At 57.8% G+C, this 22,771-nt stretch carries 23 protein-coding genes; 12 read left to right on the plus strand and 11 right to left on the minus strand.

The window, feature by feature from the left end:
* Positions 1–176: 176 nt before the first annotated feature.
* On the minus strand, positions 177–1,763 hold the full coding sequence (locus KO536_RS04785) for an aldehyde dehydrogenase (NADP(+)) (protein WP_219261283.1): 1,587 nt from the start codon (positions 1,761–1,763) through the stop codon (positions 177–179).
* Positions 1,764–2,129: 366 nt separating this feature from the next.
* On the opposite strand from KO536_RS04785, the gene KO536_RS04790 reads away from it, so the two are divergent.
* Genes KO536_RS04790 through KO536_RS04800 form a run of 3 tightly spaced genes read left to right on the plus strand, consistent with a single transcriptional unit; the run spans position 2,130 to position 4,824 of the window.
* The gene (locus tag KO536_RS04790) at positions 2,130–3,353 is read left to right on the plus strand and encodes an SfnB family sulfur acquisition oxidoreductase (RefSeq protein ID WP_133078202.1); all 1,224 of its coding nucleotides are present in this window, start codon (positions 2,130–2,132) and stop codon (positions 3,351–3,353) included.
* Between the two features lie 2 nt (positions 3,354–3,355).
* Entirely contained in the window at positions 3,356–4,021 is a 666-nt protein-coding gene (locus KO536_RS04795) for a methionine ABC transporter permease (RefSeq protein WP_219261463.1), read from the plus strand.
* Between the two features lie 32 nt (positions 4,022–4,053).
* On the plus strand, positions 4,054–4,824 hold the full coding sequence (locus KO536_RS04800; protein WP_219261284.1) for a MetQ/NlpA family ABC transporter substrate-binding protein: 771 nt from the start codon (positions 4,054–4,056) through the stop codon (positions 4,822–4,824).
* A gap of 6 nt (positions 4,825–4,830) precedes the next feature.
* Here KO536_RS04800 and pcp read toward each other — a convergent pair whose 3' ends face one another.
* From pcp to KO536_RS04815, 3 genes are read right to left on the minus strand one after another with little or no spacing between them, the layout of a single operon-like run.
* Positions 4,831–5,469, minus strand: coding sequence for a pyroglutamyl-peptidase I (gene pcp / locus KO536_RS04805; protein ID WP_133078204.1), 639 nt, complete (start codon positions 5,467–5,469; stop codon positions 4,831–4,833).
* Positions 5,470–5,476: 7 nt separating this feature from the next.
* Positions 5,477–6,427, minus strand: coding sequence for a DUF979 domain-containing protein (locus KO536_RS04810; protein WP_219261285.1), 951 nt, complete (start codon positions 6,425–6,427; stop codon positions 5,477–5,479).
* Positions 6,424–7,155, minus strand: a complete 732-nt coding sequence (locus KO536_RS04815) for a DUF969 domain-containing protein (RefSeq protein WP_219261286.1) — start codon at positions 7,153–7,155, stop codon at positions 6,424–6,426. The genes KO536_RS04810 and KO536_RS04815 overlap by 4 nt, the downstream gene beginning before the upstream one ends.
* A 306-nt stretch (positions 7,156–7,461) precedes the next feature.
* On the opposite strand from KO536_RS04815, the gene KO536_RS04820 reads away from it, so the two are divergent.
* Positions 7,462–8,382 (plus strand): LysR family transcriptional regulator, encoded by a 921-nt coding sequence (locus KO536_RS04820; protein WP_219261287.1) that lies wholly within the window; start codon positions 7,462–7,464, stop codon positions 8,380–8,382.
* A gap of 108 nt (positions 8,383–8,490) precedes the next feature.
* Positions 8,491–8,631, plus strand: a complete 141-nt coding sequence (locus KO536_RS04825) for a hypothetical protein (RefSeq protein ID WP_019828905.1) — start codon at positions 8,491–8,493, stop codon at positions 8,629–8,631.
* 53 nt (positions 8,632–8,684) lie between these two features.
* Here KO536_RS04825 and KO536_RS04830 read toward each other — a convergent pair whose 3' ends face one another.
* Positions 8,685–9,884, minus strand: coding sequence for a methionine gamma-lyase (locus KO536_RS04830; RefSeq protein ID WP_219261288.1), 1,200 nt, complete (start codon positions 9,882–9,884; stop codon positions 8,685–8,687).
* A gap of 124 nt (positions 9,885–10,008) precedes the next feature.
* On the opposite strand from KO536_RS04830, the gene KO536_RS04835 reads away from it, so the two are divergent.
* From KO536_RS04835 to KO536_RS04845, 3 genes are all read left to right on the plus strand, one after another.
* Positions 10,009–10,479 (plus strand): Lrp/AsnC family transcriptional regulator, encoded by a 471-nt coding sequence (locus tag KO536_RS04835; RefSeq protein ID WP_219261289.1) that lies wholly within the window; start codon positions 10,009–10,011, stop codon positions 10,477–10,479.
* Positions 10,480–10,652: 173 nt separating this feature from the next.
* Positions 10,653–11,336: a glycoside hydrolase family 19 protein gene (locus KO536_RS04840; RefSeq protein WP_133078210.1), complete on the plus strand. Its 684-nt coding sequence runs from the start codon at positions 10,653–10,655 to the stop codon at positions 11,334–11,336.
* Between the two features lie 89 nt (positions 11,337–11,425).
* On the plus strand, positions 11,426–11,959 hold the full coding sequence (locus tag KO536_RS04845) for a DUF3087 family protein (RefSeq protein WP_219261290.1): 534 nt from the start codon (positions 11,426–11,428) through the stop codon (positions 11,957–11,959).
* A gap of 74 nt (positions 11,960–12,033) precedes the next feature.
* Here KO536_RS04845 and ppnN read toward each other — a convergent pair whose 3' ends face one another.
* The gene (gene ppnN, locus KO536_RS04850; RefSeq protein WP_133078212.1) at positions 12,034–13,407 is read right to left on the minus strand and encodes a nucleotide 5'-monophosphate nucleosidase PpnN; all 1,374 of its coding nucleotides are present in this window, start codon (positions 13,405–13,407) and stop codon (positions 12,034–12,036) included.
* 250 nt (positions 13,408–13,657) lie between these two features.
* Here ppnN and KO536_RS04855 point away from each other — a divergent pair, with 250 nt between their 5' ends.
* Positions 13,658–13,978 (plus strand): YbjQ family protein, encoded by a 321-nt coding sequence (locus KO536_RS04855; protein ID WP_133078213.1) that lies wholly within the window; start codon positions 13,658–13,660, stop codon positions 13,976–13,978.
* Between the two features lie 48 nt (positions 13,979–14,026).
* On the opposite strand, the gene KO536_RS04860 is transcribed toward KO536_RS04855, so the two are convergent.
* Positions 14,027–14,572: a DUF1269 domain-containing protein gene (locus tag KO536_RS04860; protein ID WP_133078214.1), complete on the minus strand. Its 546-nt coding sequence runs from the start codon at positions 14,570–14,572 to the stop codon at positions 14,027–14,029.
* A gap of 299 nt (positions 14,573–14,871) precedes the next feature.
* A complete protein-coding gene (gene csrA, locus KO536_RS04865; protein WP_019828915.1) occupies positions 14,872–15,066 on the minus strand; it encodes a carbon storage regulator CsrA in 195 nt (64 codons plus the stop codon).
* Between the two features lie 252 nt (positions 15,067–15,318).
* Here csrA and KO536_RS04870 point away from each other — a divergent pair, with 252 nt between their 5' ends.
* Together KO536_RS04870 and KO536_RS04875 are read left to right on the plus strand one after the other, a co-directional pair.
* Entirely contained in the window at positions 15,319–15,675 is a 357-nt protein-coding gene (locus KO536_RS04870) for a hypothetical protein (protein WP_133078215.1), read from the plus strand.
* Positions 15,676–15,797: 122 nt separating this feature from the next.
* Positions 15,798–16,418, plus strand: coding sequence for a TetR/AcrR family transcriptional regulator (locus KO536_RS04875; RefSeq protein ID WP_133078216.1), 621 nt, complete (start codon positions 15,798–15,800; stop codon positions 16,416–16,418).
* Between the two features lie 99 nt (positions 16,419–16,517).
* Here the strand turns inward: KO536_RS04875 and preA are convergent, their stop codons facing one another.
* Genes preA through hydA form a run of 3 tightly spaced genes read right to left on the minus strand, consistent with a single transcriptional unit; the run spans position 16,518 to position 20,658 of the window.
* Entirely contained in the window at positions 16,518–17,792 is a 1,275-nt protein-coding gene (preA, locus tag KO536_RS04880) for an NAD-dependent dihydropyrimidine dehydrogenase subunit PreA (RefSeq protein ID WP_219261291.1), read from the minus strand.
* Positions 17,793–19,160, minus strand: coding sequence for an NAD(P)-dependent oxidoreductase (locus KO536_RS04885; RefSeq protein ID WP_219261292.1), 1,368 nt, complete (start codon positions 19,158–19,160; stop codon positions 17,793–17,795).
* Positions 19,161–19,218: 58 nt separating this feature from the next.
* The gene (gene hydA / locus KO536_RS04890; RefSeq protein WP_219261293.1) at positions 19,219–20,658 is read right to left on the minus strand and encodes a dihydropyrimidinase; all 1,440 of its coding nucleotides are present in this window, start codon (positions 20,656–20,658) and stop codon (positions 19,219–19,221) included.
* A 619-nt stretch (positions 20,659–21,277) separates the two neighbouring features.
* On the opposite strand from hydA, the gene KO536_RS04895 reads away from it, so the two are divergent.
* On the plus strand, positions 21,278–22,765 hold the full coding sequence (locus tag KO536_RS04895) for an NCS1 family nucleobase:cation symporter-1 (protein ID WP_133078220.1): 1,488 nt from the start codon (positions 21,278–21,280) through the stop codon (positions 22,763–22,765).
* Positions 22,766–22,771 lie beyond the last annotated feature (6 nt).

The following is a 22,771-nucleotide window of genomic DNA, read 5'->3' on the forward strand; positions in this document are numbered from 1 at the left end:
TGTAGTCGCTGACGAGGTACGAGGCTGCGATGGACCGCGAAGTGTCCCGGCTTTTGAAGGCCCTGCGGTCCTTATCGCAGCCTCGTACCTCGTCAGCGGCTACAAATTGATCTTTAGATGAAATTACATTGCCTGACGGACCTGTACGCAGGGCCCCATTACGGGGCCCGCGCAGATCAGCTGGCCAGTGCGTCGCGGCTGTGCTTGCCGTCAAGCAAGCGCTGGATACCCAGCGGGTTGGCGTTTTTAAGCGCGTCCGGCAAAAGGCTGTCCGGATAGTTCTGGTAGCACACCGGGCGCAGGAAGCGGTCGATGGCCAGCGAGCCCACCGAGGTGCCACGGGCATCGGATGTCGCCGGATAAGGCCCGCCGTGAACCATCGCATCGCACACCTCGACGCCGGTCGGGTAACCGTTGAGCAGTAACCGTCCGGCCTTGTGTTCAAGCACCGGCACGACCTCGGCGAACGCCTGCAAGTCAGCGGGCTCGGCAATCAGCGTGGCGGTCAGTTGGCCATGCAAGCTATGCAATGCCTGCATCAACTGCGCCTTGTCCGCGACTTCGACCACCAGGGTGGTCGGTCCGAAGACCTCTTCCTGCAACACCTCGGCGCCATCGATCAGCAGGCTGGCATTGGCCTGGAACAACTGCGGGCTGGCCTGATTGCCTTGTTGCGGCGCGCCTGCAAGGTGGCGGATACCATCGACCCCTGCCAGGCGCTGGATACCTTTGCTGTAACTGACCAGGCCCCCGGCATTGAGCAGTGTCTGTGGGGCCTGAGCGTTGAAGAACTGGCTGAGTGCCTGGACAAAGGCACTGAACCCGGGTGAGCGGATACCCAGCACCAGGCCCGGGCTGGTGCAGAACTGGCCTGCGCCCAGCATCACCGAACCGCCCAGCTCCCGTGCAATCTGCTCGCCGCGGGCAAGCAGCGCCTGAGGCAAGACCAGCACCGGGTTGATGCTCGACATCTCGGCAAAAACCGGGATCGGCTGGGGTCTTGCTGCGGCCATGTCGCACAGGGCACGGCCTCCGGACAGGGAACCGGTAAAGCCGACAGCGTGAATCGCGGGATGCTTGACCAGCACAGCGCCCACCCCCGCACCGTAGATCATGTTGAACACACCGCCAGGCATGCCGGTGCGCTCGGCGGCGCGCACAATGGCAAGCGCCACCCATTCAGCGGTTGCCATGTGCCCGCTGTGAGCCTTGAACACCACCGGGCAACCGGCCGCGAGTGCCGAAGCGGTATCACCGCCAGCCGTGGAGAAGGCCAGCGGGAAGTTACTGGCCCCGAACACGGCCACCGGCCCTACGCCCATTCGGCACTGACGCAGATCTGCACGGGGCAAAGGCTGGCGGTCAGGCAGCGCCTGATCGATGCGCGCGCCGTAAAAATCACCACGGCGCAGCACGTTGGCAAACAGGCGCATTTGCCCGCTGGTGCGCCCGCGTTCGCCCTGGATGCGCGCAGCTGGCAAGGCAGTCTCGCGGCAGACAATGGCGATGAAATCGTCGCCCAGCCCGTCAATTTCTTCGGCAATGGCCTCCAGGAACTCGGCCCTTCGGGTGGCGGGCAAGCTGCGAAAAGCTGGAAACGCGGCGCTGGCCGCACTGACAGCGGCATCCACTTCGGGTTCGGTGGCCTGGATAAAGTGGTAGGGCAGCGCTTCGCCGGTGCTGGCATCCACGCTTTGCAGGTGCACGGTGCCAGCACCGCTGCGGTGTCCGCCAATAAAGTTCTGTCCGGTGATGCGTGTCATATCAATGTCCCTTCAGGCCAGTGCTACAAGATTTTTGTGCCAGCTGCGAATCAGGTAATCGCGCCGCAGCTCTCTCAAAAGGGAACCCTCAAGGCTCCTTCAGGCGGCCACTGTAGTTTTTGTCGAAGAGGCTGCCCAATGACGAATGTGGATTGGGCGATAACCATTGGTCATACCTTGACCCCGCCAAGGGTGTTGGCCAGGCAACAGTTGCAACACAGACTGTTGCCCTGGCAACTCCGGATGTTTCTTGTTTTTCGTAAGTAATTGATTTTTATATATAAAATAGATGGCATGGTTTCTGCTCTCACCCATTTAACGGTCGCTCCTGCTGGCGACCCATTATGAGTAACGAGTGAGAAGTCCATGTCGTACGCCCCTGCCGATGCCCCGTACCCCCTTTCTGTTGCCAATGCCCATGTCATCCGCACGGATGCTGAAGCCATCGACGTCGCCCATAAAGTCGCGGCGTTTCTGCTGGAGGGTGATGCTGAACGTGATCGGCTGCGCCAGGTGCCTGCCGAGGTGGTGGATGTGTTCTCCAACAGTGGCTTGTGGGGCATCACCGTGCCCGGGGAGTACGGCGGCGCGCAGGTGTCATACGCCACGCTGGCCGAAGTGATCACCATTATTTCCGCTGCGGATGCTTCCCTCGGGCAGATCCCGCAGAACCATTACTGCCTGCTTGAAGATATCCGCCTGCAAGGGACGCCAGAACAAAAGGCTTTCTTTTTTGACCTGGCGCTCAAGGGCAATCGTTTTGCCAATGCCATCTCGGAGACCGGCGGCAAGACGGTGCAGGACATCCAGACGCGCTTTGTCCGTGACGGCGATGAGGTGCTTGTCAACGGTCGCAAGGGTTACTGCACCGGCTCTTTGTATGCTCACTGGCTGGGTGTGCTGGCGCTGGATGACGAAGACAGGGCGCATCTGGCCTTTGTGCCGCGCAACAGCCCGGGACTCACTGTGGTGGATGACTGGTCGAGCATCGGCCAGCGCAACACCGCCAGTGGCACGGTGCTGGTGCAGGATCTGCGGGTGCCCGGGTTCAATGTCTTCAAAACCTACCGCTCCTATGAAAACCCGACCCTGGCCGGTCCTTTTGCCCAGATCACCACGGCCGCCATTGACGCCGGGATTGCCCGTGCGGCGTTGCGCGATACTCTGGTTTTTGTCCGCGAACACGCCAGGCCCTGGATCGACTCGGGGCTGGAAAAGGCCAGTGATGATCCACTGACCATCATCCAGATCGGCCGGCTGAGCATCCAGCTGGATGCCTCTGAAGCCTTGCTCGAACGCGCAGGCAAAGTGATGGACAGCGTACGGGCGGCGCCCGATGAAGACGGTGTGGCGCGTGCCTCGGTGGCGGTGGCCAAGGCCAAGGTACTGACCACCGAAATTGCCCTGGAAGCCAGTACCCGCCTGTTTGAACTGGGCGGTACGCGCTCTTCGCTGGCCCGCCATAACCACGACCGTCACTGGCGCAATGCTCGCGTACATACCCTGCATGACCCGGTGCGCTGGAAGTACCACGTGGTGGGTAACTGGCTGCTGAACGGGATCAACCCTCCACGTCACGACTGGTCATGAGCATGGTCGAGCTGCTGGTCAGCCTCAACTGGCCGGAAATCGGCCAGGCCTGCATTGCCACGCTGAGCATGCTTGGCGTGGCGCTGGTTTTTACCGCTCTGCTGGGCCTGCCCCTGGGGGTCTTGATGTTCCTGACCGGCAAACAGCAACTTCACGCCAAACCCGGTGTGTACCGGGTGCTGTCGATGCTGGTGAACATGTTCCGCTCCCTGCCGTTCATTATTTTGCTGATTGCGCTGATCCCCCTGACCGCTTTTCTCATGGGCACCTCTTTGGGGGTGAAGGGGGCCATTCCACCGTTGGTGGTGGGTTGCACGCCGTTCTTTGCACGGCTGGTTGAAAGCGCCCTGCGTGAGGTCGACCACGGGGTGGTGGAGGCCACCCAGGCAATGGGCGCCAGTACCTGGCAAGTGGTGCGGCACACCTTGTTGCCCGAAGCGCGCGGCGGGCTGATTGCAGCTATCACCGTTACCGCCATTGTTCTGGTCGACTGCACCGCGATGGCGGGGGTGATCGGTGGTGGCGGGCTGGGGGATCTGGCGATTCGTTTCGGCTATCAGCGTTTTCAGACTGACGTGATGGTGATCACTGTGGCGCTGCTGGTCCTGCTGGTTCAGGGCCTGCAAGTCAGCGGTGACCGTCTGGTTCTGCACTACAGCCGTCGCTGAGACGGCCCATTTATATTGTTCGGAGTTCTGCCATGAAAAAGCTTGTTGCCCTTGCGGCTGTTTTTGCTGCCCTCACGGCTCACGCCGGTGAAAAGCTGGTGGTGGGCGCCAGTCCGGTGCCCCACGCCGAGATTCTTGAGTTCGTTAAGCCCGAGCTGGCCAAGCAAGGCGTTGATCTGGATATCAAGGTATTCAGCGACTTTATCCAGCCAAACGTGCAACTGGCCGAGAAAAATATCGACGCCAACTACTACCAGTATCGACCGTTCCTGGATGAGTTCAACAAGACCCGTCACACCGATCTGGTACCAGTGATTGGTGTGCACATCGAGCCTTTCGGCGCTTACTCGACGAAGATCAAACAGATCTCCGAGTTGAAGGACGGTGCGTCGGTGGCCATCCCCAATGACCCGGTCAATGCGGGCCGTGCCCTGGTGCTGCTGGATGAGGCGGGGCTGATCAAACTCAAGGATCCGGGCAACTCTCTGTCGACGACCCGGGATATTGCCGAGAATCCCAAGCACCTGAAAATCCGCGAACTGGAAGGCGCGTTGCTGGCGAGGTCGGTGAATCAGGTTGATCTGGCGTTTGTGTTTGCCAACTACGCCCTGGAAGCGGGCATCGATACCAACAGTGCGTTGATTGTGGAGAAGGGCAAGGATCTGTACGTCGAGTATCTGGTCGCACGCCCGGACAACATTCAAAGCCCGGCCATCCAGAAACTGGCCCGGGCACTGAACTCGCCGCAAGTGCGCGAGTTCATCCTGACCCGTTACAAAGGCCAGATCGTGCCGGGGTTTTGAGGGTTGTCAGCTGATCTGACCGCCGCTTTCCCGTACATCGTGGAAGGTGTCCAGCGCCGTGATCACCGCGATGCGCAGCCCCTCGGTCTGGATTGAGAGTGCCATGGATGGTCCGCCGCATTGCTCCGCCTGTTCCGGCAGTGCAGGCACATGGATAAACCCTGCGCGCACCGCAGACCCGGCCAGTGCATGTTGCAGGCAATAGAACACCTGATTGCAGACAAAGGTGCCCGCCGTGTGCGACACCGAAGACGCAATGCCAGCCTCCTTTAACGCCCGAACCATTGCCTTGATGGGCAGGGTGCTGAAGTAGGCGGCCGGGCCGTCCGGTACCACGGGTGTGTCGATTGGCTGCGCGCCCAGATTATCGGGAATGCGGGCGTCGTTGATGTTGATTGCCACCCGCTCGATGCAGATGTCAGCGCGGCCGGGCCCCAGCCCGACGGCGATCACCAGCTCTGGCTCAAACTCTTCCAGTAACTGGTGAAGTCGTGCGGGTGCCAGGGCAAACGCGCAGGGCAACTGGCGGCCGACGATGCGCACATCGCCATGGGATGTGCCGTCCAGAAGGCGCACGGCCTCCCAGGACGGGTTTACGGTGTCTTGGTCGAACGGTTCGAAGCCGGTCAGCAGTACAGTGCGCATACAGTCCTCACATCAGCACGTAAAGAAGCACGATATTGACCACCAGCATCATCAGCGCGGTGGGCATTTGCGCCTTGATCACGGCGTATTTGTCCGGCAGTTCCAGCAGGGCAACGGGCACGATATTGAAGTTGGCCGCCATCGGCGTCATCAGGGTGCCGCAGTAGCCGGAAAACATGCCGATTGCAGCCATGACCGCCGGGTTTGCATCGTAGATGCCCACCAGTACCGGTACGCCGACACCGCCGGTCATCACCGGGAATGCGGCAAAACCGTTGCCCATGATCACGGTAAACAGCGCCATGCCCAGGACGTAGACCATCACCGCAACCAGGCGATAATCCATGTTGATGTACGCGGTGGTGACATGGGCAACAGCGGTGCCCACACCTGCGTCGTTAAATAACAGGCCAAGCATGGCCAGCATTTGTGGCAACACCATGGTCCAGCCCAGGGCTTCGGTCAGGCGTCGTGATTCACGCAAGCCTTGCAGCGGAGTGTCGCGGGTCAGGATGCACGCCAGGACCAGTGCCACCATGCAGCCGATGCCCAGTGACACGAACGTGGTGTTTTTTGGGTCGAGCAGCGGCACGCCACCGATCTGGGTGTTTTTCAGCAGGATGGAACCAATCACCGTCACCAGCGGAATCGACAGGGCCGGAATGAACAGTTTGTGGCCCAGGCGCCCGGCACTGGCCCGCGCAGCCTTGATATGCAACTCGGCGTGAGTGCCACGGCCTACGCCACCGATGCCTGCAATGGCGGCCATGACCAGAACGCCAACGCCGACCACAAACGGTGACAGACGATCGCCAATCAGGAACACCAAGGCGAACAACGCCCAGAACAGGCCGCTGGTCCAGCGTTTCGGATGGGTACGGTCACACACGATCATGCCCGCAGTGATCATCAACAGCACACCGGCCAGCCAGTAGAAGTACTCGATAGAGATAATCATCGTGCCAGCTCCCGGGTTGCGTCAGCTTCTTCGCGGGCAACTTCGTCCATGCTGCGTGACAGCATCAGGTCGAAGCGGTACAGGCGCAGTGCGTGCACGATAAAGGCACAAATGGCGGTCGGGATGCCCCAGAACGCAATGTGCAGCGGCTCGACATCAAGCCCCGAACCCAGCAGGAAGGTGTGCATCAGTGCGATTGCACCAAAGGCGACAAACACGTCTTCGCCAAAGAACAAGCCGATGTTGTCGGTGGCCGCGCACATGGCCAGGACTTTTTGCCGTACCGGGGCAGGCAGCTTGCCGTACTTGTTTTCAGCGGCGCCCTCGGCCATCGGTGCCAGCAGCGGACGGACCATTTGCGGATGCCCGCCCAGACTGGTCAGGCCTACTGCTGCCGTGGTCTCGCGCACAAACAGATACATGATCAGCAGACGCCCGACGGTGGCACGCTTGAAGCTGGCGATCCAGTTTTGCGCATGCAGGCGCAACCCGTGGCGTTCGAGCAGGCCGATCACGGCCAGAGGCAACAGCAGAATCAATTGCAGGGCGCGGGTTTGCAGGAAGCCTTCACCCATTTCGCTGATGATTTTTTCCAGCGGGAAGTTGGCGGCAAGGCCGGTGACGATGGCTGCCGCGCTGACCACCAGCAGTGGATTGAAGCGCAGCACAAAGCCAATGATGATGACGAACACGCCAATCAAGGGCCATAGATTTACGACGGTTTGCATGAGGGGGGAATCCCTTTAGCTGATTGCCGCTGCACCAGGGCAGGCTGGTGAGAGCAAGTCGAAAGCGGTCAGGCACACTTTCGAAAAATCGGTACGCTGCCGGACTCAGCGTGTTTTTTTATTTTTGACGCCCGATGAGCGTCATTGGCCGATATGGTTGGTGGCTTTGGGTTGTGCGTCCAGTCAATAAAAGTTGTCACCGCTGAACAAAAAAGTTTTACCAATCACCGACTTAAGCCGACTGGCTTGCGGCTGCGGCAAGGGTTTACAGTACGGCCCTGGTTTTGATTGGGTGAGGCGTCCTAAATGAACATGCGATTTCTTCTGACATTCGTCTGGGTGGCGCGCCTTGGCAGCTTTCGACTCACGGCCGAAAAACTCTCAAGCACTCAGGCGGCCATATCGAGTCGCATTTCAGTCCTCGAAACCGAGCTTGGCGTGCAGTTGTTTCAGCGCGATTCCCGTGGGGTCAATCTGACCCGTGAAGGCCATCAAGTGCTGGGTTATGCCGAGGAAATGCTGGCCACCCAGCAGCGCCTGTTTCAATCCCTGGGACAGGCAGACAGCTTCGCCGGGCGCTTGCGTATCGGGGTGATGGACACCGTCATCCACAGTTGGCTGGGGGATCTGATCAGCGCGCTGAGCCGCGATTACCCGCAGGTCGAGGTCGAATTGACGGCCGATACGGCGCTGAACCTGAATGAGCAACTGCTCAAGGGGCAGCTGGATCTGATCTTTCAAACAGACCTGCTGCGCGCCGATGGCGTACGCAATGTGAAGTTGGCCAGTTATCCCCTGAGCTGGATCGTTGCCAAGGATGCTGCCCTGGATCGCAACTACGAGAGCCTGGCTGATTTGTGTCAGGAGCGGCTGCTGACCTTCTCTCGCCTGTCACGGCCACATCAGGACATGCTCAATTTTTTGCATCAGCACGACATTGCGGCCCCGCGCATCAGTTGCATCAACTCGGTGGCGGCCATTATCAAACTGGTGGCCGACGGGTTCGGCATCGGTGCCTTGCCACCGGTGCTGGTCAGCCGCGAGCTGCAAAGCGGCGCGATGATTGCCCTGGAGATCGAAACTGCACCGGGCTTTGCGGTGTACGCCAGCTGGCGGGCAGGGGCGGGGCTGGAATTGAATGAAGCGGTAGTGAGCCTCAGTCAGGCTGTGGTGGCCGAGTATCAGCGCAGCGTTGTCCCTGAACACTTTGTTCTACCCGGCATCTGATCCGTATTTTTTTGCGTTATCTGCGACTGTTATGTATGCAGTTTGCGGCGCAAAATTCCCGTCAACCTTTCGAGACAGACGAGGACGTGAGTACACAGCAACACTCGCGTGTGGTCGGCTGATGTTCTGCGCCTGTTTTATTACGAACGTTTGACGGGGAATTTCATGAACAAAATGGCATGGTTTTTGGGCGGCTTTCTGGTGCTGACCATCGGTATCGGCATTTTGGCGACGATTCCGCCGGGTTAATGGGGTGCTCATCTCGAATGTACCTTGCTGGCGTCTGATTACATTGTGCGAGCTCAAGCATTGATTTTCAGCGCCTGCTCTATATCCGCCAGCAGATCGGCAACATCCTCAAGCCCCACGGCCAGTCGTACCAGCCCCTCGGAAATACCGTGTCGTGCCCGCTCTTCAAGGGTGTAAGTGGAGTGGGTCATGCTCGCAGGGTGCTGCGCCAGTGATTCGGCACCTCCCAGGCTGACTGCACGGCTGAACAGTTGCAGGGCATTCATGAACCGCTGACCTGCGGCCATACCTCCTTTGAGTTCAAAGGCAATCATGCCCCCCGGCAGTTTCATTTGCCGGGATGCCAGGGCGTATTGTGGGAAAGAGGGCAGGCCGGGGTAGGCAACCCATTCCACGGCGGGGTGATCCTCCAACATCTGCGCGATGATCCGGGCACTGCTGCAATGGCGCTCCATGCGCAACGCCAGGGTTTTGATGCCTCGCATCAGCAGGTGCGCATCATTGGGCGACAGGACCGCGCCCGTCAGGTCCTTCAGTCCCTGCAGGCGAATCCGGTCGGCCAGGTGTTGGCGGGTGACCACCATCCCTGCAGTGATATCGCTATGCCCGCTCAGGTACTTGGTGGCCGAGTGCACCACTACGTCTGCCCCCATTTCCAGGGGGCGCTGCAAGTACGGGGTGCAGTAGGTGTTGTCGATCACCACGAGCAGGTCGTTGTGTGCATGGGCGATGGTTGAAACCGCAGCAATGTCCACCAGTTGCATGTTCGGGTTGGCTGGGGTTTCGAAGTAGATCATGCGCGTTGCAGGGCTGATGGCCGCTTCGAGGTCGGCCGGGTTGGACATGTCCACGTGCTTGACCACGACCCCGAACTCTCCGATGCCGTGATGCAGAAGCGCAAACGTGCAGCCATACAGCGTGCGGTTGACGATGATTTCATCGCCAGGCCTGAGCAAGGTCCAGAACGTTGCCGCAATCGCCCCCATGCCGGAGCTGAATGCCACGCCCGCTTCGCCGTTTTCCAGCGCCGCCATGCGCGACTCAAGCAGGGCCAGGGTCGGGTTGGAAATACGGGTATAGAAATGCCCGTTCTCTTCACCGGCAAAACAGGCCGCGCCGTATTCCACCGATGCAAAAGCAAAGGTCGACGTCAGGTAAACAGGGGGGATCAGTGCACCGTGGTTCTCCAGTGCGTTGTACCCGTGATGGATTGCGCGGGTAGAAAAGCCGAAGTTGTTGTTTTTATCGTTCATGCTGAACTCTCCGATATTTCCTACAATGCTATGCTTTAAATAGACGTGAAAAATTCCAAATTTACCTGTAAATACTGAATGGATTAGAACAAAACCCAGTCAAAGTTATATTTAGGGGCACAACATGCCAACAACTCTGGATCGAACGGATAAAGCCCTTCTCGCTGCACTGCAAGGTAATGCCCGACTCACCGTCGCCGAGTTGGCCGAGAGCGTTTCGCTGACGACTTCGCCCTGTTGGCGTCGGGTAAAAATACTGGAAGAAAGCGGGATTATTACGGGTTATCAGGCTGTTCTTTCGCCCAAGGAACTGGGTTACGGAGTCACGGCTTTTGTCAGCGTGATGATGGAGTCCCATTCACAAGAGGTGGCCAGGAGTTTTGAGCAGCGCTTGCTGGAAATCCCCGAAATCATTGCCTGTCATAACGTTTCGGGGCGTTATGACTTTTTGTTGGAAGTTGTGGCCAAAGACCTGGAGTCCTTCGGCGAATTTGCCCGTGAGGTCCTGCAAGCCTTGCCTGCGGTCAAGGAGATTTATTCGAGCTTTTCCTATAAGTCGGTCAAGCCGCGGCGAGTGGTCCCCGTCATTGGTTGAGGACGGTTATTGAGTGTAAAACTGTGAAGTATGCGAACTTTTCATCCGCCATATTATGGAGCTGTAGATGTGTTCTGAAAAAGGTGTAGCCCTGGTCTTGTGGTAGTTATTTGGCAGGAGGTAAAAGTTTTAAATGGTTCACTTTTAATTTCATTTATTAAGAGTAAGTAGCCATGTTGACCCGTGAAATCATGTTGCAGGTTTTTCCAAAAAGCGCTGCATTTGTTGATGTGTATATGCCTTTTCTACAGGCGATGACTCGCCAGCGGCAGATCAATACTCCCAGGCGCATGGCCGCCTTTTTAGCTCAGGTCGGGCATGAAAGTGCAGGTTTCACCGTCCTTGTCGAAAACCTCAATTACAGCGCTGATGGTCTGGCCGCGACCTGGGGTTCACGTTTTGCGCAGAAAAATTCGGCTGGCCAATACCTCACCGTGATGGACGGCGGCCGTGCACGGCGGCTGCCCAATAGTGACGCGCAGAAGCTGCATCGCAGGCCAGAAGCAATAGCCAACCGGGTCTACAGTGACCGCCTGGGAAATGGCTCCGAGGCGTCGGGAGATGGTTGGCGGTATCGTGGTCGGGGACTGATCCAGGTCACGGGCAAGAGCAACTATCAACAATGCAGCCTTGGACTGTTCGGCGATGAACGATTACTGGCCACCCCGCAACAATTGCAGGAGTGGCACTGGGCAGTTGAGTCCGCAGGCTGGTACTGGAACTCGCGCAACGTAAATGCCCTGGCGGACGGGGATGACTTCGAGCGGGTCACGAAGGCTATCAATGGCGGTCTCAATGGCCAGGTGCATCGTGTTGCGCTGTACCGCCAGGCACTGAGTTTATTGCAGACGGCCTGACCGGTTTTATTTCAGTCAGCCAGACAGCGATATCGGTCCATAATGCCCGCGCACTTTGCCCTTAGCCATGTTGGAGTCATAGATCAGTGATGTTTGAATTACAGCCGATGAACCCCGAGATTTATCGTCAGCAAACCCGGCGTAGCACCCTGTACATCGTGCTGACGTTTGTCGCGCTGTCGTTGCTGTTGTCCGGGCTGGCGGTCATGGTGCTGGGCGTTGCAGGCGGCGATAATTTTCGCTTGAACCTGGCGGGAGTCATTGTGGCCCTGATCACGACCATTGTGCTGGTGCGCTACCTCTTCTGGTCACAGCCCTGGATGCGGCCTGCCGCGTACGGCTGGCAGCTCAAGCGCAGCCTGATGAAAGTGACCAACGTCATGCATCACGTAACGGCAGGGGTGATGGCTGGGGATAGTGCGGCGATGAAGTTGCTGCGTTTTTATCATCTTGGGGTGAGCCAGATGTACCAGCTGGACGCCAACTCCAGTGCGTTGAGCCAGATGGTTCTCGAGATGGATCTGCACAAGGCGCGCCTTGAAACGCTGGGTATCGACCCCGAGCAGACCCGGCTGGATCCTGCCTGGATTGAGGCCGTGAAAAAACATGCACCCTTGAAGTGATTCCTCTGCGGGCATGCCAGGCGATGTGCGTGATGACGCTACGCGTTCGCTTGGCAGGCCCTTGAGGATGGGTGTTAGCTTACGACTCGATAGCACGGCTCATAGGCCGCACCGCCTGGCAGTTTCATGCGGTGTTGCTCGACAAATGCCTGCAGCAGTTTATCCAGCGGCTTCATGATGGCCGCGTCGCCGTGGATTTCGTACGGGCCATACTGCTCGATCAGGTGGATACCTTTCTCTTTTACGTTACCCGACACAATCCCGGAAAAAGCCTGGCGCAGATTGATTGCCAATTCGTGGGGCGGCATGTCGCGGCGCAGTTGCAGGCTGGCCATGTTGGCGTGGGTCGGGTCGAACGGACGCTGAAATCCTTCATCGATTTTCAGTAGCCAGTTGAAGTGGAATGCGTCATTGCGCTCGCGACGGAACTGCTTCACTGCCTTGAGCCCGGCAGTCATTTGCCGCGCAACTTCGGCCGGGTTGTCGATGATGATCTGGTAGTGCTCTTGGGCTTCTTCACCCAGGGTAGCCCCGACAAACTCATGGAGTTGCTGCAGGTAGGGTGCGGCTTCTTTGGGGCCGGTCAAAATCACCGGGAACGGCACATCGCTGTTTTCCGGGTGCATCAGAATCCCGAGCAGGTACAGGAACTCTTCGGCGGTCCCGGCTCCGCCCGGGAAAATGATCACGCCGTGGCCAACACGGACAAAGGCTTCAAGACGCTTTTCGATATCCGGCAGGATCACCAGTTCGTTGACGATAGGGTTCGGCGCTTCGGCTGCAATGATGCCCGGCTCGGTAAGCCCCAAATAACGGCCACCGGTCAGGCGTTGTTTGGCGTGGGAAATAGTGGCGCCCTTCATCGGGCCCTTCATCACGCCGGGACCGCAGCCGGTACAGATATCCAGGCTGCGCAGGCCCAGTTCGTGGCCCACCTTCTTGGTGTACTTGTACTCTTCGGTGTTGATCGAGTGACCACCCCAGCACACCACGATTTTTGGCTCGACGCCCGGACGCAGCGTGCGGGCGTTGCGCAGCAGGTGGAACACGTAATCGGTGATGCCGGCCGAACTGCTCAGGTCGATACGCGGGCTGTCGAGGCCGCTCTGGGTATAGACGATATCGCGCAGGGCGCTGAACAGCATTTCACGTGTACTGGCGATCATTTCGCCATCGACGAACGCATCGGCGGGAGCGTTTAACAGTTCAAGGCGCACGCCACGGTCTTGCTGATGAATTCGAACCTCGAAGTCCAGGTAGGCTTCAAGGATGGTTTTTGCGTTATCGACGTGAGCGCCGGTGTTCAGAATAGCCAGAACGCACTGGCGAAACAGCGTGTAGCTGGTGCCTGAGCCAACTTCGCTCAGCTGTTGTACTTCGCGTTGAGAGAGTGTTTCCAGGCTGCCCTTAGGGCTGACTGAAGCGTTGATGACTTGTCTTTGGACCATTGCGGGCTTCCTTGAGCGGGGTCGAAAAGTTGCTTGGCGCAGCCATTGAGTTCATGTCAGCAGTGCAGATTTGCCGAGCGAGGCGTCCCAACTCTTACGTCTTTAGATTCATCTGCTTTAAGCATAGTAGCCTTTGGTCATGTATTTAGAAGAGCCTGCCGTTCACCCTGGCTACAGTAGCAGCAGTGATCGGGACAGCGATAAGGTAACCTTTCAAGTCACTGAAACAGAAAAGGAAAAGGGCGGGCTGATGATTATTACCACCACTCATAGCATTGATGGCCGAAAAATTACCGAATACGTGGGCGTTGTCAGCGCCGAGTCGGTTCACGGGATCAACGTGGTGCGAGATTTTTTTACCGGCGTGCGCGACTTTTTTGGCGGGCGCTCTCAGACGCTGGAGCGAGCCCTGAAGGAAGCGCGGGCAGAGGTCACGGATGAAATCCGTGACAGGGCAAGAGCCATGGGGGCCGATGCCATTGTGGGACTGGATTTTGAAATCAGCATGCCGTCAGGTCGAGGCGGGATGCTGGTGGTGTTTGCCACTGGCACCGCAGTGCGCTTGAACTGAGGGGCAAGCATTCGACCGCGCAACGCGGTCGAATGGGGCGGTGCAGGTTTAAATCGTTTTGGTCAAAGTGGCGCCGGAAGTGGTTTTGGACAGTGCGTCCTGCAACTTCTGCTCTTGTTCAGGAGACAGGGAAGTGCGCAATACCTTGCCCTTGAAGTCCGAGTCTTCCAGTTCCTTCAGGACTTTTTCAGGCTGGAACTTGCGCAGCAGGACGAACAGGGCCGAGGAATCGTTGGGGATCGTTTCGCTCAGCGACTTGATAAAATCGTCATCAATCCCGTAATCGCTCAGCGAGCCCGAGAGGGCACCGGTGCCAGCGCCCAGCGCGCCACCGATGGCAAAGCCTGCCAGCGGGTTTAGAAACAGCAGACCTACCAATGCCCCCCACAGGCCGCCGGTGACCAGGCCGGATGTCGCCCCAATGGCTGTCAGGTTCACGCTTTGCTTGATGTGGATTTTGCCTTCGGCATTGCGCACAACAATGACCGCATCTTCCAGCTCTACCAGGTGCTCTTTACTCAGCGAGACCATCTTGGTGAGGGCGCGATCTGCTTTTTCGGTGTCTGAAAATCCCACTACGATTAAATCGGACATGTCTTTCATTCCTTGACGGTACAGGTCCAGCCCGGTGACGGGCTGAATTGAGGAGGAGTTTCTCAAGGCGTCACAACGCAAACGCCCTGGCGCGCAGTGGTTCAGATGTGAGCCTTCTGCGAGGAGTGAGCGTGGTCGCTAACCTTGAAACGGTCAAGTCGACAGGACATATCTCTTGGCAATGAGAGAGGTCTGCAGGGAAGAGGGGTGATGCTTTGGCAGGCGCACGTATCGGATGATTTGAGGAGGGCTGGCTGAGCAGCCCTGACACTCAAGCCTAGGGCTGAAACCTCACAGGCTTACGGCTGATCGTTCTTTTCAGGGGCATTCAATCCAGCCTGGATACGTTGGTAAATTTCTTCACGGTGAACGGCCACATCTTTCGGCGCGTTGATGCCGATTCTGACCTGTTGTCCGCTGACACCTAAAATAGTGATCGTAATATCGTCACCGATGTTTATGCTTTCACCAACTTTACGGGTGAGTATCAGCATTTTTTTCTCCTTGATGGCTTTGTAAGGCCCGTCTCTGAGACGGTGCGGCTTCGGTCATGACTACAGAATACTGCTTAGTGCGTATAAATGCGCCGCTCATTACAGACGACATGGCCAGATGTTTGATTCCCTATAAGGGGAAAATTCTTGCGCATGTACCATAAATTGGGGCGTTTTGGATTTGTTCAAGGAGAGCAAAGGCCGCTGTCCCAGTGATAAAATCTACCCATTCAAACAGACAGGGGAAACGCAGTGCGTAAAGTCATCGTGATGACAGCAATATTGGCCTTGACGGCTTGCGGTCAGGAGTCTAACGATAAAATCCAGCGGGCTAAAGCAGCTTCTGAAGCAACAGTGGTCCAGGCGCCTGTTGCGCAATGGGCGCTCGAGATCACTGAAGGCCAGAGAGCGACAATTCCCGACACCACTGGAAGGCTTCTTGACAACGGTTTTACTCCTTACATTTTCGAGAATGGCGGTGTTCAGCACTTCCTCATCGGGCCGTTTACTTCTGAGGCTCAAGCACTTGAAGCCCAGGAAAAAATGAAACTCAAGCCCAAACTCGACGGTATTGAAACCAATGTGATCGAGTTGCCCGCTGCCCAATAAACGGGTTCAGCGTCGCGTATTCGCCTAAGCGTAGCTGCCGTAGGCGTTATTCGACGCTTTGTGCAGGAAATATTTGCTCATTCGGCGTACATCAAAGAAGCACGACGGCAAGGGCACCAGGCATGAGCAATCACAAGATCGAAATTCGGCGTAGCAATGTCGAAAAAATCCTCCTCGGGGCCGAAAAGATTTTTGCCGAAAAAGGATTTGCCGGAACGGCAATGGCGGACATCGCGGCGCAAGTCCAGCTGCCACGCTCAAACCTGCACTACTACTTCAGTACTAAAACCGAGCTCTACAGTGCCGTATTGCTGGGGTTGCTCGAGGTGTGGAAGCAGGATGCGCTGTGTTTTGAAACCTACGACGACCCTCGGCTTGTGCTCAGCAGCTATATCCGCGCCAAAATGAACCACTCGCGCACACGGCCCCATGGCTCGAAGGTCTGGGCCAATGAAATGATCCACGGTGCCCCGACTCTGGGCCTGGCGCTGGATGCCAGTCTGTATGACTGGGCGAAGATGAAAGAAGCCAAAATCCGTCAATGGGTGCAGGACAAGCGAATCCTGCCTGTGGAACCGTCCAGCCTGCTGTACATGATCTGGGCTTCCACCCAGCATTACGCCGACTTCGACCATCAAGTGATGATCATCAACGATCACCAGCCATTGTCCGACATTCAGTTTGAGCGGGCGCTGCAGACCGTTACCAGCGTGATCCTGAGGGGGATCGGGCTGGAGCCTTGAAACACCTGGTTCGTAGTCGCTGCCGAGGCACGAAGGCTGCGAGCCTTTTGCAAGACAAGAGCTCGCAGCCTTCGTGCCTCGGCAGCGACTACGAGCTAACTATGAAGCCACGCAGTACGGGTTACGCGGATCATGGTTCCAGTCCAGAAACGGCAGGCCGTTGTTGTGCGGGACCATCTCGATACATGCCTCGACCGGGCAGGTGATCTGACACAGGTTGCAGCCCACGCACTCATCCTCGATCACTTCATAGCGGTGTGTCCCGTCAGGCTGTTTCAAGCTGGCGATGGCCTGGTGCGAGGTGTCTTCGCACGCAATATGGCAGCGCCCGCAGCCGATACAGGCGTCCTGATCGATTTTGGCAATGACCTGATAATTTATGTCCAGATACTTCCAGTCGGTAGTATTGCCTACAGCGCGTCCAGAGAAATCGTCCAGGCTTGTGTAGCCTTGACTGTCCATCCAGCGCGACAAACCATCTTTCATCTCGTCCACAATCCGAAAACCGTGGAGCATTGCCGCAGTACAGACTTGAACCGCCCCACAGCCCAGAGCAATAAACTCTGCTGCATCACGCCAACTGCCAATGCCGCCGATCCCACAAATAGGCAAGCCCTTGGTCAGCGGGTCGCGAGCAATTTCTGCCACCATATTCAGAGCAATCGGCTTGACCGCCGAACCGCAATAACCCCCGTGTGTGCTTTGGTTGCCCACCATCGGCAAGGCGACCATACGCTCCAGGTCGACGCTGGTGATCGAGTTGATGGTGTTGATCAACGACACCGCATCGGCACCACCGCGATGGGCTGCGCGGGCGCTGAGGCGCACGTCGGTAATGTTGGGCGTCAGCTTGACGATGACCGGCAGCGAGCAATAGGTCTTGCACCAGCGCGTGACCATTTCTACGTACTCGGGCACCTGGCCCACCGCCGCGCCCATGCCGCGCTCCGGCATGCCGTGGGGGCAGCCGAAATTCAGCTCAATACCATCGGCCCCCGTGGCTTCCACCAGCGGCAGGATGAATTTCCATGACGCCTCTTCGCAGGGCACCATCAGGGACACGATCAAGGCACGGTCCGGCCAGTCCTTTTTGACCTGAGTGATTTCCCGCAAGTTGATTTCGAGGGAGCGGTCGGTGATCAACTCGATATTGTTGATGCCCATGACTTCACGGTTAGGCCCGAAATGCGCCGAGTAGCGCGACGATACGTTGACCGCCGCCGGGTCTTCCCCCAGGGTTTTCCAGACCACCCCACCCCAGCCGGCCTCATAGGCGCGCACTACGTTGTAGGCCTTGTCGGTGGGTGGCGCAGACGCCAGCCAAAAAGGGTTGGGCGCTTTGATACCGGCGAAAACAATCGAGAGATCGGCCATTTACGCAGCCTCCTGATCAAGCATGAGTTGGGCATGCATGGCTTCTGCGGCCAGCTTGCCGTGTTGCACGGCCTGTACGGTCAGGTCCTGCCCCAGGGAGGTGCAATCGCCCCCGGCATAGACTCCGGGAATGCTGGTGCGCAGGTGCTCGTCCACCTCAATCCGGTCGCCCACCCGTTTAAGCTTCTGCGCCAGGGGATCGCCCAGGGCCCCATCATCAAAGGTCTGGCCGATAGCCTTGAACACCGCGTCAGCCGCCAGTTCGAAGCTTTCACCGGTACTCACCAGGCGCCCTTCCTCGAGGCGGGTGCGGGCAAAGCGCATACCGCGTACGCGGCCCTGCTCATCCAGCAACACCTCTTGTGGTTGGGCCCAGGTCATCAGTCGCACTTGATTGGCCTTGGCAATGTCCTGTTCGTGCCCGGTGGCGCCCATGTCTTCGAGCCCCCGGCGATACACCAGACTGACCTCGCGGGCACCCAGGCGGGCCATCTGCACGGCCATGTCGATCGCGGTATTGCCCGCGCCCAGCACAATGCAACGTTCGGCCAGGGGGAGTTGGGTCAGGTCATCGCTTTGGCGCAGCTCGCGGATGTAGTCAGTGGCGGCCAGCAGTCCAGGTGCATCTTCGTTGGGCAGGCCGAGCAACCGGCTGGCGGCCAGGCCCAACCCCAGAAACACCGAATCAAATTGCTGATGCAGTTCGCTCAAGGTCAGGTTGTCGCCCAGGCGCTGACCGTGGCACACCTCGATGCCGCCGATCTGCAAGACGAATTCCACTTCGCGCTGGGCGAAGTCATCCACCAGTTTGTACTTGGCAATCCCGTACTCATTGAGCCCGCCGGATTTTTCCCGAGCTTCGAAAATCACCACCTCATGGCCGTGCAGCGCCAGGCGATGGGCGCAGGCCAGACCGGCTGGGCCTGCACCGACCACGGCGATGCGCTTGCCCGTGGGTGCAGCCCGCGTGAAGGGGTGCTCGCTGAACTGCCCGTTGTCGACCGCATAACGCTGTAACAAACCGATCAGCACCGGGGCGCATTCCTGGCTGTTATTGCGCACGCAGGCTTGCTGGCACAGCACCTCGGTAGGGCAAACCCGGGCACAACTGCCGCCGAGGATGTTGGCCGAGAGAATCTTCTGCGCAGCACCCTGGACGTTTTCCTGCTGGATGTTGCGAATAAACGACGGGATATCGATGTCGCTGGGGCACGCATTGACACAGGGTGCGTCGTAGCAATACAGGCAGCGCGAGCTCTCCAGTATGGCTTGGCGGGCACTCAGGGGGGGCGCCAGATCGGTAAAGTGACTCGCCAGCACCTGCGCATTTTCATGGGGGTGCGGTAAATGATTCAGGGACTTGATCACGGTGATTGCCTCACGGTTGTGGGGGGCGTCCTGCCTCTGTCGGGCAGTGGTTTGCAACTCAGCGTTTAACGGCCACGGGCTGTTGATGCTCAGCGCGCTTTTTCAGCAAATCGAACACGGCTGGATAGGCCGGGCGTTCGATATAACGGCCTGCACCGCGTTCTGCCCGCAGATCGCCATCGGCCCACACCACACGGCCCTGGCTGATGGTGTGGCTGGGGACACCACGCACGGTCTTGCCTTCAAAAATATTGAAATCGACTTTTTGATGGTGGGTCTTGGCGCTGATGGTGCGTGTCCCTGTCGGGTCCCATAGCACCAGATCGGCATCGGCGCCGACCCGGATCGTGCCTTTGCGCGGGTACAGATTGAATATTTTGGCAGTGTTGGTAGAGGTCAGTGCGACGAACTCCTGCATCGACAGGCGTCCCGTATTCACGCCCTCATCCCAGAGCACTGCCATGCGGTCTTCGATGCCTGCGGTTCCGTTGGGGATCTTGCTGAAATCGTCGCGCCCGGCGGCTTTTTGCTCGGCACAGAAGCAGCAATGGTCAGTGGCTGTGGTGTGCAGATTGCCCGACTGCAGACCATGCCAGAGCGCCTCCTGATGCCCGCGCGGACGGAAGGGCGGGCTCATCACGTAACCGGCGGCTGTTTGCCAGTCCGGATGTTGATACACGCTGTCATCGAGCAGCAGGTGACCGGCCAGCACTTCGCCATACACCGGCTGCCCCTGACTGCGGGCGTAGGTGATTTCATCCAGTGCTTCACGGGTCGACACATGCACCAGATACAACGGTGTGCCAATGGTCTGGGCGATGCGGATTGCCCGGCTTGCAGCCTCGCCCTCAACCTGGGAAGGGCGTGAAAGCGGATGAGCTTCCGGCCCCGTCATGCCCTGGGCCATGAGCTTGCGTTGCAGGTGGTACACCAGTTCGCCGTTTTCGGCATGCACTGTGGGTACAGCGCCCAGTTCCAGGCAGCGCTCGAAACTCGCCACCAGGGTGTCATCAGCGGCCATGATCGCGTTTTTGTAAGCCATGAAGTGTTTGAAGCTGTTGATGCCATGCTGGCTGACCAACTCGGCCATTTCCTCGCGGACCTGTTCGCTCCACCAGGTGATGGCGACATGAAAACCATAGTCCGACGCCGACTTCTCGGCCCAGCCGCGCCATTGATGAAAAGCCTCCAGCAAGGACTGCTGAGGATTGGGAATGACGAAATCGATAATGGAAGTTGTGCCACCCGCCAAACCGGCGGCCGTACCACTGAAAAAGTCTTCGCTGGCCACGGTGCCCATAAAGGGGAGTTGCATATGAGTGTGCGGATCAATTCCGCCGGGTATTAAATATTGACTGCTGCCATCGAGAACTTCGCAGCCGGGCGGAACATCAAGATCAGTACCAATCGCTCGGACCAGACCGTCCGCACAATAAACATCAGCACAATAACTTTCATCATGGGTCACAAGCGTAGCGCCACGGATTAACAGTGACATACCGAGTTCCTCGCAGGCTGACCGGCTATAACCGGTTCTAAATGTTGTTATTAAAGTTAGCGCACAGGTTGGTTCCTGTCACTGGTGTCAGGAATGAAATCTAGAGGGTTGTTGAAAAATGATCAAACTTTATTTTTGTTAAGTTGTTATTAGTATAAGTAATTGATTTATATATAAATTATTTAAATATCACCAAAATGTGGCACGGCCTCACCATTTTGACGCACTTGACAGGATTCAAATATAGGCGAAGTTTCTTATGCTAAATCAGGCGCTTGAGCCTGTAGGGCAGAGGAGGTAACGCAATAAAAATAAATAAGCGTGCACCGTGTTGTTTCGTTTTGCTATATCAAAAAACAGTAAGTGAGCGGTGAACGCTACCAATAGGAATGAGAGTCATTCTGTTCGTTATTTAAAACAGCTTTAAACCAGGGCGTTGCAAGTAGTAACAGCCAGTGTGCGGGGGCGAGGCAAGTAACACGGCACAGTTCTTGATTGTCGCTGCCACAACCGGACGGGCCGATCCATACAGCAGTGTCCAGGCAAGGGAGCCGCTCTGCGTCTAAACGCAGGGCCTCAAAGCGCAACCAAGAGCACCACAACAAGAGAGTGATCGAATATGCAACCGAGCAGATCCCGAGTCACCGAACGTAACGGTTTGTACGAATTGGACGCTGGTCCTGAGGTCCTCGATAGCCCCCGGTACAACCACGATATTGCCCCCACCAAAGTTCACGAACGCACCTGGAACAAATGGCATATCACGGCCTTGTGGGTCGGTATGTCCATTTGTGTACCCACTTACACCTTGGGCGGGGTACTGACCGCCTACTTCGGACTTTCGGTCGGCGAGGCGCTGCTGGCGATTTTGCTGGCCAATATCGTGGTGCTGATCCCGCTGACCCTCAACGCGTTTGCGGGCACCAAGTACGGCATTCCCTTTCCTGTTTTACTGCGGTCTTCCTTCGGCATCATCGGCTCAAACGTCCCCTGCCTGATCCGTGCCCTGGTGGCCTGCGGCTGGTTCGGTATCCAGACGCTGTTTGGCGGTCTGGCGATTCACCTGTTTCTGGGCTCTGTGTTCGAGGGCTGGAAAAGCCTGGGCGGCACCGGAGAAGTCATCGGCTTTATGGTGTTCTGGGCACTGAACCTGTGGGTGGTATTGCGCGGTGCCGAGTCGATCAAATGGCTTGAAACCCTGTCTGCTCCCTTGCTGGTACTGGTCGGCCTGGGCCTGTTGGTGTGGGCATTGCCCAATGTGTCGATGACCGAACTGCTGGCCCAGCCACCCAAGCGTCCCGAAGGCGCCAGCGTGTATGGCTACTTCTTTGCCGGTTTGACCGCGATGGTCGGATTCTGGGCCACCTTGTCCCTGAACATTCCTGACTTCAGCCGCTACGCAAAAAGCCAGAAGGACCAGATACAGGGGCAGATTTTTGGCCTGCCGCTGACCATGTTCCTGTTTGCGGCCCTGGGTGTGGTGATGACCGCCGCGTCGGAAAAACTGGTGGGTGTCACGGTGTCCGATCCGGTCAGCCTGATCGGTCATATTCAAAGCCCGGGCTGGGTGGCGCTGGCGATGGCGCTGATCATCATCGCAACCCTGTCGACCAATACCGCCGCCAACATCGTGTCGCCTACCAATGACTTCCAGAACATAGCGCCCAAGCTGATCAACCGCACCAAGGCGGTGATGCTGACCGGCCTCGTGGGGCTTGCGCTGATGGCCCACGAACTGCTCAAAAAACTGGGTTTGCTGGTGTCGGATGTGAGCCTGGAAACCGTGTACTCCAACTGGCTGCTGGGCTACTCCAGCCTGCTGGGGCCGATTGCCGGGATCATGGTGGTCGACTATTTCATTATCCGTCGGCAAAAACTCGATCTTGCAGGGCTTTACCAGGACGGGGTGTACCCGGCGTGGCACTGGAACGGCTTTATCGCGTTTGGCGTGCCGGTGGTGCTGACCTTGCTGTCGTTGGGTAGCAGCGCCTTCAGCTGGTTCTACGACTTTGGCTGGTTCACCGGGTCATTGCTCGGCGCCGGCATTTATTACGGGCTGCATCGCTTGGGCAGCCAGCAAACAGAGACCGTCAAAGGCACGGTTTAAAAACGA

It is taken from the genome of Pseudomonas sp. NKUCC02_KPG, from assembly GCF_019345465.1.
Classification (GTDB): domain Bacteria; phylum Pseudomonadota; class Gammaproteobacteria; order Pseudomonadales; family Pseudomonadaceae; genus Aquipseudomonas.